Source organism: Hyunsoonleella rubra, assembly GCF_042684665.1.
Classification (GTDB): Bacteria; Bacteroidota; Bacteroidia; order Flavobacteriales; family Flavobacteriaceae; genus Jejuia; species Jejuia rubra.
Genome location: NZ_JBHULY010000039.1, coordinates 380,371 through 392,964, shown reverse-complemented (window position 1 = coordinate 392,964; position 12,594 = coordinate 380,371). Strand labels below are relative to the sequence as shown.

13 protein-coding genes are annotated in these 12,594 nt (G+C 38.7%); 7 read left to right on the top strand and 6 right to left on the bottom strand.

Annotated features, from left to right (window positions below; translation table 11 throughout):
* Position 1 precedes the first annotated feature (1 nt).
* Complete coding sequence (locus tag ACFSR8_RS16095; protein ID WP_380293906.1) at positions 2–382, top strand: VOC family protein; 381 nt, start codon at positions 2–4, stop codon at positions 380–382.
* A gap of 5 nt (positions 383–387) precedes the next feature.
* Here ACFSR8_RS16095 and ACFSR8_RS16090 read toward each other — a convergent pair whose 3' ends face one another.
* Positions 388–831, bottom strand: coding sequence for an Lrp/AsnC family transcriptional regulator (locus ACFSR8_RS16090; RefSeq protein ID WP_380293904.1), 444 nt, complete (start codon positions 829–831; stop codon positions 388–390).
* Between the two features lie 123 nt (positions 832–954).
* Here ACFSR8_RS16090 and ACFSR8_RS16085 point away from each other — a divergent pair, with 123 nt between their 5' ends.
* Complete coding sequence (locus tag ACFSR8_RS16085) at positions 955–1,350, top strand: hypothetical protein (protein WP_380293902.1); 396 nt, start codon at positions 955–957, stop codon at positions 1,348–1,350.
* Position 1,351: 1 nt separating this feature from the next.
* On the opposite strand, the gene ACFSR8_RS16080 is transcribed toward ACFSR8_RS16085, so the two are convergent.
* Complete coding sequence (locus ACFSR8_RS16080) at positions 1,352–1,786, bottom strand: lipocalin family protein (RefSeq protein ID WP_380293900.1); 435 nt, start codon at positions 1,784–1,786, stop codon at positions 1,352–1,354.
* Between the two features lie 76 nt (positions 1,787–1,862).
* Positions 1,863–5,363 (bottom strand): methylmalonyl-CoA mutase family protein, encoded by a 3,501-nt coding sequence (locus tag ACFSR8_RS16075; RefSeq protein ID WP_380293898.1) that lies wholly within the window; start codon positions 5,361–5,363, stop codon positions 1,863–1,865.
* A 147-nt stretch (positions 5,364–5,510) separates the two neighbouring features.
* Here ACFSR8_RS16075 and purU point away from each other — a divergent pair, with 147 nt between their 5' ends.
* Together purU and ACFSR8_RS16065 are read left to right on the top strand one after the other, a co-directional pair.
* On the top strand, positions 5,511–6,365 hold the full coding sequence (purU, locus tag ACFSR8_RS16070) for a formyltetrahydrofolate deformylase (protein ID WP_380293896.1): 855 nt from the start codon (positions 5,511–5,513) through the stop codon (positions 6,363–6,365).
* A gap of 125 nt (positions 6,366–6,490) precedes the next feature.
* Positions 6,491–7,588: an OmpA family protein gene (locus tag ACFSR8_RS16065; protein WP_380293894.1), complete on the top strand. Its 1,098-nt coding sequence runs from the start codon at positions 6,491–6,493 to the stop codon at positions 7,586–7,588.
* Positions 7,589–7,632: 44 nt separating this feature from the next.
* On the opposite strand, the gene ACFSR8_RS16060 is transcribed toward ACFSR8_RS16065, so the two are convergent.
* A complete protein-coding gene (locus tag ACFSR8_RS16060; protein WP_380293892.1) occupies positions 7,633–8,751 on the bottom strand; it encodes a TlpA family protein disulfide reductase in 1,119 nt (372 codons plus the stop codon).
* Positions 8,752–9,029: 278 nt separating this feature from the next.
* Between ACFSR8_RS16060 and ACFSR8_RS16055 the strand changes: the two genes are divergently transcribed.
* The 3 genes from ACFSR8_RS16055 (at position 9,030) to ACFSR8_RS16045 (ending at position 10,282) form a co-directional block, all read left to right on the top strand.
* A complete protein-coding gene (locus ACFSR8_RS16055) occupies positions 9,030–9,734 on the top strand; it encodes a DUF4197 domain-containing protein (RefSeq protein WP_380293890.1) in 705 nt (234 codons plus the stop codon).
* Positions 9,735–9,860: 126 nt separating this feature from the next.
* Entirely contained in the window at positions 9,861–10,058 is a 198-nt protein-coding gene (locus ACFSR8_RS16050) for a Lacal_2735 family protein (RefSeq protein ID WP_380293888.1), read from the top strand.
* A 77-nt stretch (positions 10,059–10,135) separates the two neighbouring features.
* Positions 10,136–10,282 (top strand): hypothetical protein, encoded by a 147-nt coding sequence (locus ACFSR8_RS16045; protein ID WP_380293886.1) that lies wholly within the window; start codon positions 10,136–10,138, stop codon positions 10,280–10,282.
* On the opposite strand, the gene ACFSR8_RS16040 is transcribed toward ACFSR8_RS16045, so the two are convergent.
* Positions 10,257–11,045, bottom strand: coding sequence for an ABC transporter substrate-binding protein (locus ACFSR8_RS16040; RefSeq protein ID WP_380293884.1), 789 nt, complete (start codon positions 11,043–11,045; stop codon positions 10,257–10,259). The two genes, ACFSR8_RS16045 and ACFSR8_RS16040, sit on opposite strands and share 26 nt — an antisense overlap.
* A 2-nt stretch (positions 11,046–11,047) precedes the next feature.
* Entirely contained in the window at positions 11,048–12,460 is a 1,413-nt protein-coding gene (locus tag ACFSR8_RS16035; protein ID WP_380293882.1) for an MATE family efflux transporter, read from the bottom strand.
* Positions 12,461–12,594: the final 134 nt, after the last annotated feature.

Below are 12,594 nucleotides of genomic sequence, written 5' to 3'. Positions count from 1 at the left end.
TATGAATCTGAACCAAATTACTGTTCCGTCATTAAATGTTGAAAAATCCATTGGTTTTTATAAAGCCTTAGGTTTAAAATTAATTGTTGAAGCCCTACCAAAGTACGCTCGCTTTGAAAGCCCTAATGGTAGTGCAACGTTTTCTATTCATTTGATAGAGCAACTGCCAAAAGGAACTGGTGTTTCTATCTATTTCGAAGATGAGAATTTGGATGAATTGGTCGCTCAACTTCAGGAAAAAGGCATTGCCTTTGAAAGCCTGCCCGAAGATCAACCTTGGCTTTGGAGGGAGGCCAGTTTGAATGACCCTGATGGGAACCACATTATATTATATTTCGCGGGAGATAACAGAAGGAATCCGCCTTGGCGTATTAAAGAATAGTTTATTTAGCCAGGTAGCTTAATTGTCTTTTGCTTCACAACTCTTGACAGCACAATCTGCGTTTTAGATTCACCATAAATAATTAGATTATCAATGAAAGCCTCCAAATGCTTTTGATTTTTAAGCACAACTTCCATTACAATATTTTCGTCACCTGTAATGCGATAACAATTTACCACTTCATCAAAGGTTTTTACCTTTTCTAAAAAAGGTTTTAGTTTCCCCATAAAGGCGCGCAAGGTGATTATGGCCTTGAGTTGATAACCAATTTCAAAGGGGGAAACCAACGCTTTATAACCCTCTATAATTCCCAAGTCCTCCATTTTTTTAATACGCTCTGATACGGCTGGCGAACTAATGCCCACTTGCCTTCCAATTTCGGCATTGGACTGCCTAGCATTGTCCTGCAAACATTTTAAAATTTTAGAATTAAGTTCGTCGATGTGCATCTTAATATTATTTACTACCAAAAACATAAAAACTAAAGCAAAAATACAGAATTACTTTAAATATTAAAGTTGAATCTCATTTCTTGTGGTTAATTTTGGGTAATTGCTAAGAAATTTTGTGTCATGAGCCATAAAACCCCAGTAAATCTATCGGAATTACCGATTTATCAAAAAGCTATCGAGATTTTTACCCTGTCTCAAAGCATCTCTTCATACTTAAATGAGGACCTATCTTCCCTAAAAGAAGATGGTTCAGAAGACACACATATTTATTTTACTGGAGACATCATACAACAGTCTGTATCATTGGCGCCTGAAATCGAAAGTGCTGAGCGCGAACGCTATTCTGAAAGAAAACATCGCCATGTTGCGTCTTTAAGACGATTGACCAATACTCTTTACAAAAACTCATATCGTCTAGAAAAAAGCAACAGCAACGGTAAAGATTTTTTACCCGTTTTAAGACGAGAATTGAAGAAGTTCAAGAAACTACAGCATAATTGGATGTTGACGCTGTAAGCTAGTCAACTTTCTCGAATTTTTGACCGCAAGGTTCAATACATAAATACCATAAAATCAAATTACCATCCAAAGGCAGGTTAAAAAATACTTTGGCAGAACGCGAATTACATGTGTTTGGAATAATTTCCCCTTCATAGGTTGTATCTGCGGTATTATCACCAGTGATTTCATAAGTCCCGGTTTCAGCATCCCCGACCTCACTGGACATAAAACAAAGCACACCGTTAACTTCAACGGTGCCATCACTAAAAAACTGAATAACCCTATCGCTTTCTATTGGCTGAAATGTACCACTACCATCTCCAGGGTCGACCAATTGTTCTATCAATTTCCATTTTCCAATGAGTTCGTTATCTGGAGTTGGCCTGCCATGATCCGAGGTGCAAGCCATAGATAACGACGCGATTAGGAATAAATGTAGAATACTTTTCATTTTTAACCAGTTTTGTTCCTTAAAGATGGCTCCACTATCAAAAGGTTGCGTTCAAAATACCAGAATAATCCAGAATTTACATATTCCTCCGATACTGCCCTCCCACCTCAAATAATGCTTTAGTGATTTGGCCAAGAGAGCACACTTTGCAAACCTCCATCAGTGTTTCAAAAATATTTTCATTTTGAACAGCTGTATTTTGAAGGTTTTTGAGCAGTTGCTCCGTATCATTTGCTTTATGAAGATGTTCCAAAGTTTGGATTTGAAGCTGCTTTTCCTCCTCGGTGGCCCGAATCACTTCCGCAGGCAAAACTGTTGGTGATCCCTTACTGCTTAAAAAGGTATTGACTCCAATAATTGGAAACTTGCCACTGTGTTTCAACGTTTCATAATACAAACTTTCCTCTTGGATTTTTGAACGCTGGTACATCGTTTCCATAGCACCTAAAACACCTCCGCGTTCAGTAATCCTATCGAATTCTACCAAAACAGCTTCCTCAACCAAATCCGTCAATTCTTCAATGATAAAAGCCCCTTGGATGGGATTCTCATTTTTAGCTAGCCCCAATTCCTTATTGATAATCAATTGAATAGCCATGGCACGCCGAACGGATTCCTCAGTCGGAGTAGTGATAGCCTCATCATAAGCATTAGTGTGAAGGGAATTGCAATTATCATAAATCGCGTACAGCGCCTGAAGCGTAGTTCGGATGTCATTAAAATCAATTTCTTGGGCATGCAAACTCCTTCCCGAGGTCTGAATATGGTATTTCAATATCTGCGCCCTTGGGTTTGCACCATATTTATGCTTCATCGCTTTTGCCCAAATCCTGCGGGCCACTCTACCAATTACGGCATATTCTGGGTCAATACCATTCGAGAAAAAGAAGGATAGGTTTGGCCCAAATTGATTGATGTCCATCCCTCTACTCAAATAATATTCTACGTAAGTGAAACCATTGGACAAGGTCAACGCCAATTGGGTTATAGGGTTCGCTCCGGCCTCAGCAATATGATACCCTGAAATAGATACCGAATAAAAATTACGAATGTTATTTTCAATAAAATATTCCTGAACATCGCCCATTAACCTAAGCGCAAATTCCGTAGAAAAAATACAAGTGTTTTGAGCTTGGTCTTCCTTAAGAATATCAGCCTGAACCGTCCCCCTTACTTGCGAAACGGTTTTCCTTTTTATGTCCTCATAAACACCTTTAGGTAAAACCTGGTCTCCAGTTACACCCAATAACATCAATCCCAAGCCATCATTACCATCAGGCAATTCACCATTGTATTTTGGACGTTCCTTGCCTTTATAAATACTTTCAATTTTAGAAGTAACCTCCTCTTCAAGGCCTTTTTCCTTTATGTAAATTTCGCATTGCTGGTCAATGGCGGCATTCATAAAAAACCCTAGTAACATGGGAGCAGGGCCATTTATGGTCATACTTACCGAGGTCATCGGATCGGCCAAATTAAAACCTGAGTACAGTTTTTTGGCATCATCCAAACAGCAAATAGATACCCCTGCGTTACCAATTTTCCCATAGATATCTGGGCGATTGTCTGGGTCGTGGCCGTATAATGTTACGCTATCAAAAGCGGTAGACAAACGTTTGGCCGGCATACCAGCACTTACATAGTGAAAACGCTTATTGGTACGTTCTGGGCCACCTTCTCCAGCAAACATTCGGGCAGGATCCTCCCCTGTTCTTTTAAATGGATATAATCCAGAAGTGTATGGGAACTCCCCTGGTACATTTTCCTGTAAGCACCATCTTAAAATATCACCCCAAGCTTGGTATTTTGGCAGAGCTACCTTTGGAATTTTTGTATGGGACAAAGATTCAGTATGCGTTTCAATCTTAATTTCCTTATCACGAACCTTAAAGGTGTACTCAAGGTTTTTATAACGATTTACTTTTTCGTTCCATCTTAATATTATGTCCCAATTGTGAGGACTTAAATTCATTTTTGCCCTGTCGAATTCTTTTAACAGCAGATTTATTAGTCGTTTCTGAGATTCCTCGTCAGTCGTACCTCCTTCTGTCGGAATGACATGCCCTTCGTCATTCAGAGCAAAGCGAAGAATCTCATTTTCATTTAGTCCATTTTTGACTAGAAAAGATCGCTTCGCTTCATTACCTTCAACATTAAGGACGGATTCTATAGTTTTAAAGATCCCATAAAGCTTTTGAGCAATCTCAACTTGAACTGTAACATCTTTATCATAGGCGCGATTACTTTCAGCTATTTCGGATAAATATCGGGTTCGAGAGGGAGGAATCACGAATATTTTTTCACTCATTGTATCAGAAACCTCAAATGTAGATTTCAAATCCGAACCAACTTTTTCAACTAAAGTATCCATTACCGCCTTATAGAGAGCGTTCATCCCAGGATCGTTGAATTGTGAAGCGATAGTCCCAAAAACAGGCAAGTCATCTTGGGCAACATCCCATAGATTATTATTGCGCATATACTGCTTTTTCACATCTCGCAATGCATCTTTTGCTCCACGTTTATCAAACTTGTTGATGGCTACTAAATCGGCAAAATCCAACATGTCAATTTTTTCCAATTGGGTAGCCGCGCCAAATTCTGGTGTCATTACGTAAAGCGATACATCGGAGTGCTCAATAATTTCCGTATCACTTTGCCCAATGCCTGATGTTTCCAAAATAATCAAATCAAAATCGGCGAGTTTTAACACTTCAATGGCCTCCCCAACATGTTTTGATAGCGCCAAATTGGATTGTCGTGTGGCCAAACTACGCATGTACACCTTTTCATTATTGATAGCATTCATTCGGATTCTATCGCCCAACAAAGCCCCACCTGTTTTGCGCTTTGAGGGGTCAACGGAAATTATGCCTACGGTTTTTTCTGGAAAATCAATCAGAAAACGTCTCACCAATTCATCCACTAAACTGGACTTACCGGCACCGCCAGTTCCAGTGATGCCGAGGACAGCCCCTCCCTGCCTCCCTGAAGGGGAGGTGTTCTTACTCAAACGAGTAATTATAGCTTGGTAGGCATTGTGATTGTTTTCCGCAAGTGAAATTAACCTGGCAATGGTTTTGGAATCCTTTTGGCCAAGAGTTTCTAGAATATCATCTTTTCTATCAATTTCGGGAAGGGGAACATCTGACTTTTCAACCAAGTCATTAATCATCCCCTGCAAACCCATGGCTCGACCGTCGTCCGGGGAGTAAATCCTCGCAATTCCATACTGCATTAAATCTTTTATTTCAGAGGGAAGAATGACACCTCCACCTCCGCCGAATATTTTAATATGGCCTGCGCCTCGTTCATTCAGCAGGTCAAACATATATTTAAAATACTCGTTGTGCCCCCCTTGATACGAAGTCATGCAAATGGCGTTTACATCTTCTTGAATGGCCGTATTGACAACTTCCTCCACACTTCTGTCATGGCCCAAATGTATCACCTCCACTCCGGTGGCCTGAATAATCCTGCGCATAATATTAATAGACGCATCGTGCCCATCAAAAAGCGATGCGGCGGTTACCACACGAATAGGATGTTTTGGGCTATATGAGGATTGTTGAGTCATTCTGAAAAAATATTGAAATTATGGCTTGCAATTTACGAATAATTCAAAAAAATATTGAGTTTGCATAATATTATCTAAAAGATTTAAGGGTACACTTCCTAAAGATATTTTTAATTTAATTTTGACGGTCAGCTACTTGAATTTCATATGAATAAGATTACCATTTTAATACATTGTAAGGACCGCTCAGGAATTATTGCCAACATTACCAGTTTTATTGCTAAAAAGGATGGCAATATTGTTTATATAGACCAGCACGTGGACCGTGAGCAGAATATCTTTTTTATGCGTCTGGAAAGTGAATTTGATTCCGACGAGTTTTCTACTGACAGCTTCAAGAAATGTTTTAAAAGGGACTTGGCTGAGAAATTTCAAATGAAATGGCGTATATATTCTTCGGAAAAGAAACCAAAAATGGCACTGTTCATTTCGAAATATGACCATTGTTTATATGATTTATTGGGACGTTACAATTCGGGTGAGCTGAATTTAGAAATCCCCTTTATTGTGAGTAACCACAAAGATTTAGAGCATATTGCCCATAACTTTGACATTCCGTTTTATCATATTCCTGTGACTAAGGACACCAAAAGCGAGGCTGAAGACCAGCAGTTGGCTTTGCTTCAGGAACATCAAGTAGATTTTATTGTTCTGGCGCGTTATATGCAGATTGTTTCTGAAAAAATCATCAATCAATATCCTAATAAAATCATTAACATCCACCACTCATTTTTACCGGCTTTCGTTGGTGCAAAACCTTATCATTCCGCCTATAAACGTGGGGTTAAAATTATCGGCGCTACAAGCCACTATGTTACAGAAGAACTGGATGCTGGCCCAATTATCGAACAGGATGTTACCCGGGTAACCCACGCGCATTCCATTTCAGATTTAATTGCAAAAGGGCGGGATTTAGAAAAAATCGTTTTGGCCAATGCCGTAAAACTTCACGCCAATAGAAAGGTAATGGTCTATAATAACAAGACAGTTATTTTCACATAAACACCTGAAATACATATTTTTACTTTCGCTTTTATAAAATACACAAATGTTAATCGTGACTTTGTCATTTTCTGTGTGTCTCACAAACAGAAGAAAAAATTACCATTAACTAATTTGTAAATTTTATGAAATCAAATTTTATTTTATGCCTGGTTTTTATGTTGGGCATCGGACTGACCCAAGCCCAAAACTTGCCTGCTAATCCAGATCCCGGAAAGTGTTATGTGAAATGTATCACTAAAGACGAGTTCAAAACTGTTGAGGAAACCATTGAGGTGTATCCAGCATATTCCAAGCTTGAAGTGGTGCCAGCCACCTATCGTACCGTTGAAGAACGTGTTTTAATTAAAGAGGCTTCTAAAAAATTCGTTTACGTGCCTGCTACTTACGAAACTATTGAAGTGCCTTATGTAAGCAAAGAGGGAAGAACCGATTTGAACATTATTCCTGCATCTTTCGGTTCGGACTCAAGAACTTTCGAAACCTACCCAAAAACTTCTGGTTGGGAATACAGGGAAACTGCCTGTGATTCTCCAAACAAAGAAGATTGTATGGTGGCCTGTTTTGTGGAGTATCCAGCTCAGTTTAGGGATGTTAGTTTTACGACACTTTCTAGCGATGCCTCAACTAGCAATGTACCTGTACCCGAACGTGGCACTACTTACAAAAAGCGTGTGATTAAAACACCTTCAAGAATGGACGAAATCGAAATTCCCGCTGAGTACAAAACCATCACGCGCCAGGTATTGGCAACTCCCGCAACCACTAAAAGTGTGACTATTCCAGCCCAATCAAAAACGGTTACCAGAACTGTATTAGCCAAAAAAGGTGGGTTAACCACTTGGGAAGAAGTGGATTGTGGTCTTTTAAATGCTAATGTATTACCTATTTTCTATGAATTGGGTAGTGCTCGTATCACTCCAGCTTCTAAAAAAATTATTGATGAAACTTTGTTACCATTATTAAACAGCAAGCCTGTTAGTATTGAACTAATGTCTCATACAGATTCTAGAGGTAATGATGATTTCAACATGTCTTTATCGCAACAACGTGCTAATTCCGTTGTAAATTACTTAGTATCAAAAGGTATTTCTAGGAGTAGATTATCTGCAAAAGGATATGGTGAGTCTAGATTGGTAAACCGTTGTTCCAACGGTGTGGACTGTTCTGAAGGTGAGCACAGAAAAAACAGAAGAACCGAGTTTAGAATTATCGGAAACTAAATCCCTAGGATTAAGTTTTAGTTTGTTGACAGGAAGGCACCTTTTTAAGGTGCCTTCTTTTTTATGGTATATTTTGGATAAGTGGCCACTTGCTTTTTCGCTTCGATACCGTACGTGTCACTTAAACCCGAGGCCATTAACTCGAAATATTTATAGTGAATTTCCCAATCGTGAAGAGCATTGGCAACCGATTGATTTTTGATTAGCACTGGGATTTCCAAAAGATTGGCCAACTGATATCCCACTTGATTCAGTGAAACATTATCCGCTTTTAAATCGCTATCCCCAATTAAAAAGTGGGGAGAATCATTACCCCAATCGATTTGATCGATATCCCAAAACCGTGCGTTTTTAATGTTCAAAACCAATGCCTCTCCGTTGGCTAGATCACTGGAATACTCCAACTTTAAGGCTTTTAAAATCCTTTCGGATAGATTGCTGGAAACATCTGTTTCATTTTTAAAACTTACACGATAGGAATGATTAAACTTAGACGGTACATCAATTTGTTTTTGATAAGTATGGCTCGAATACGCCAAAATAGCTTGTAAACTGCCTTTTAATTCAAAGAAATCCGTATGTTTTTTTATTTCAAAATTTGGATAGTCCGATATTTTTGTGATTTCAAATTCCTTCTCGAAAACAACTTCTTTTTGGGTGAATGTTTTTGGAGTGTTTTGCAACAAAAACATCTTGTCCAAAGATATTTTTTGTTTGTTCGTGCTTAAATAGCCATCCAAATGGTAGCCCTTAAATTCAGCTGGATGGCCTTCCCACAAGGTTTCACCTTGCGCATTAAAAAGAATACCATAAGGCAAACTTGATATATGATATTTAGAAAAGGTTTCGCCTTGGTAATCAATCGCTACCGCCAGCCCCATTTCGTGTTTGGTCATAAAACGTTTGACCACATCCGGATTTTCTTGGCTCAAGGAAAGGATATAAAAGTTATCAGGATACTGCATTTGTAACGCACTTAAATATTTGGACGCATGAATGCAAGGCCCGCACCATGTAGCCCAAAAATCCACGAAATACAAGGCGTTTTCATTGTTCTTTGCAATTGAGGATGTTTGGATATTTTCGGAAATTTTTATCTGGCCAAATATCACTGTTGGTATCAACAATGCAATTAAGCGAATAAACGATTTTCTAAAATTCATTTTTTTGTTCAATATAAACACAACCTCTACATAACAACAATTATGCTAAAATAGTATTTCTCAAATAATAGTTTCAAATTCCACGGCTTCAAAAAATAATTAAAAAAAATTGTGACCCTTCAAAAAATGCTGTGTCTTATTTATTGGTAAAGCAATCCAATTAATTGAGGGATTAATTAGATTCATGTGATTCATATAGCTAAGACACTCAAATTTTACTTTGGGTGTCTTTTCATTTCTTTGCTTAATCTTATATTTGAAACCAAAAACCCAATACCATGATACGTAAACTTTTTTTAGTCTGTTTTATTTTCAATTTAACAGCGTGTGCCGAGCTGCAAGGTGTTATTGACCAATTGCCACAAGAAGGCACTATTTCGAATGCCGATATTGCCTCTGGCCTGCGACAAGCCTTGGATTTTGGTATCGACAAACAGGTCACCAAGCTTACCCAAAAGGATGGTTTCTATCGCAATGAATTGGTAAAAATCCTTTTGCCCGAAGAACTTAAAAAAGTAGACAAAACGTTGCGTGACATCGGCTTGGGCAAGTTAGCTGACGAGGGGCTTAAAGTTCTGAACCGTGCTGCCGAGGACGCCGTAAAAGAAGCTACACCAATTTTTGTAAATGCTGTGAAAGGCATCACTTTTGACGATGCCAAAAAGATTCTTTTAGGTAATGATGATGCGGCTACCCAATATTTAACTGGAAGAACGCAGACTGCGCTGTATGACAAATTTAATCCCGTGATTAAAAATTCGTTTAGCAAAGTGGGTGCCGATGATATCTGGAGTAATTTGATTACCAAATACAACAACATTCCTTTTACCAAAGATGTGAATCCGGATTTGACGGATTATGTTACGAGCGAGGCGTTGGACGGCGTGTATACTATGATAGCTGTTGAGGAAAAGGAAATTAGGAACAAAATAGGCTCAAGAACTACGGATTTATTGAAAAAGGTATTTGCCCTTCAGGATTAGTGGCATCATAATTATGCATTTCCTCAAATCATATGCTGATATTTTGAAAATATCTTTAAATTTGATGTGAATTCTTTTTGAATTATCAACAAAAACTGTAAATTTAGGTACTCTCATTTTCATGTCATGAATAGAATTGAAATTATAAGAAGCCACCAAATCAAACTTAACGAAAAGTATAAAAGGCTAATGGAGCGGGCTTATAATTTTAGGCAGACCGATGCCTCCTTAAGTGATCTTTCGGAATACAAAGCCATCAAACTTCTCAATAAAATCAACAAGCTCAATTACCTTTACAGAGAACAGCAACAACAGGCTTCGTAAAACTTTAGTGTTTTCTTAACAATTCCGTCACGTCCAAAAGACGTTTTTTCTCGTACTTTACTTAAAAACAATACATTATGAACCCCCATTTTTGCAGAGTTGGCAAAATCAAGGCCAACGTTAATCCGTTAGTGAGCTTAAAAGAACTAGAAAAAAGAATTGCAAACTTTGTTGACGATGTTACCAAAGTTGAATATTCTAAAGATTGGAACGAAGCGATTTAAAATAATCGAAAGCTTTCGCCAATCTTGAGCCATACCAAGAGAAGTATTCCCCATCTACCAATAGGATTTTGGCATTTGGGTAGAATTCTTGCAGTTCTTTTATATGTACTTCCTTGAACGGAAATGGCTCACTGGACAGCAAGACTAAATCTACTTCCTCTTCAATATTTAGTTGGATTTCGGGGTAGCGGTTTTCACCGCCATAAAAGTTTTCAAAACGGTTCAATTCCATCAGATGGTCAATAAATGTTGACTTACCAGCTACCATCCAAGGGTTTTTCCAAATGAAATAAACCGTTTTTAGGGATTTATAGTCTTCAATAAAACTTTCAAAACGCAAAGCTTCTCCCTGAATTTTATCAATCAGCACTTTTGCTTCATCTTCCTTTATAAACAATTGTCCGTACTGTTTTACAAGTTCTAAGCTATCGTCCAAGTTAAAAATATCCGAAACGTGAACAGGGCAAATGGTTCCGCACACTTCAACTATTGCTTTTGTATTCTCTTCCTTATTGCATAAAATGATATCCGGTCGCAACGCCTTGATTTTATCAAAATGTACCTGTTTTGTGCCACCAATAACTTTTGCCTTAGATTTTACGTGTTTAGGATGAACACAAAACTTTGTAACACCAACTATGCTGTCTTCCAAACCCAAATCACACAATAGTTCGGTTTGACTTGGCACCAAGGAAACAATCCTTTTGGGAGGTTCGGAAAGGTTAAGCCGTCTTCCTATTTGGTCAATTAGTTCACTAGCCATACTTACACTTGAACCTTTTTCCAATTTCCTTTTTTGAACCAAACTATCGCAATTACTGCTATCAATACTTCCGCCAAGGTAATTGCCCAAAATACACCTGATGGTCCAAAATTTAGGGTAAGTGCCATTAAATAAGCAAAAGGCAACTGCAATAGCCAAAAGCACACAAAGTTAATGTAAGTTGGTGTTTTGGTATCGCCCGCACCATTGAAAGCATTGATAACCACCATACCGTATGCATAAAAAATATAACCTGCGGCCAACACTCTCAAACACTGGCCTCCATATTTTACGACATCTGAAGTTTGATTGAACAACGCAATAATCTGTGGCGAAAACACCAAATAAATGATAGACACTGCCCCCATAAAAATGGCACAGTACTTCCCGGTTTTCCAAACAGATTTTTCGGCACGATCGGGTTTCTGGGCTCCCAAGTTTTGTCCCACCAAAGTAGCTGCAGCATTACTCATGCCCCATGCGGGCATTAATGTGAACATCATCACACGGATGGCAATGGTATAGCCAGCCAAAACTTCACTACCAAATTCACTCATAATTCGCATTAAAAATACCCAAGACGACGTGCCAATTAAAAACTGACCGATACCGCCAAGGGACACTTTTATGAGATTAAGCATAACACCCAACTGCACTACTAAATCGCGAATACCCACCTTAATTTTACTAAATCCGAAAAACAGCACTGCCAATTGAAATACCACTGCTGTACCCCTGCCAATGGTTGTGGCAATAGCCGCGCCTTCAACTCCAAAGGCAGGTACTGGGCCAAAGCCAAAAATAAAAATAGGGTCAAGAATTATGTTTAGCCCATTGGACAACACGAGTGTCCACATAGCTACAGAAGCATCCCCTGCTCCCCTAAAAATAGCATTGATTAAAAATAGGAGCATGATGGTGACGTTACCACCTAAAAGTACTTTAGTATAACCAAAACCTTCTTCAATTAAATCGGGCTCACCACCCATTAGCCCCAATATTTCCTTCGGATAAATTATTCCGATAACACTGATAACTGCTGCTACCGCTATACCTAGAAATATAACCTGAACGGCCGCGGTTGAGGCGCCTTTTATATCCTTTTCCCCCACCCTTCTGGCAACAATAGCCGTGGCCGCCATACTCAACCCTATGGCCACTGCATACACTAACGTAATTACAGATTCAGTGAGGCCGATAGTAGCTACGGCATTAACGCTAACCTGGGATACGTACATGATGTCCACAATAGCGAAAATGGACTCCATGAGCATTTCCAAAATCATAGGGATGGACAGCATAAAAACTGCCCTGCGAATACTACCAGAAGTAAATTCTTGTTCCTTACCGGTTATGGCAATTTTCAGATACTTTAGAAATTGTTTAAATGTGATTTTATTTGATGTTGATTGCATTTTGAATAGTTTAAAACATAAACATTGAACCAAACCGAAAGTGTTCAGTCTTTTATACCCGAGGGCAGTTCTCGAAATAGCCGGAAGTCAACTTATGCAATCATGTAACAAAGATGTTGAATTAATTTCTATTT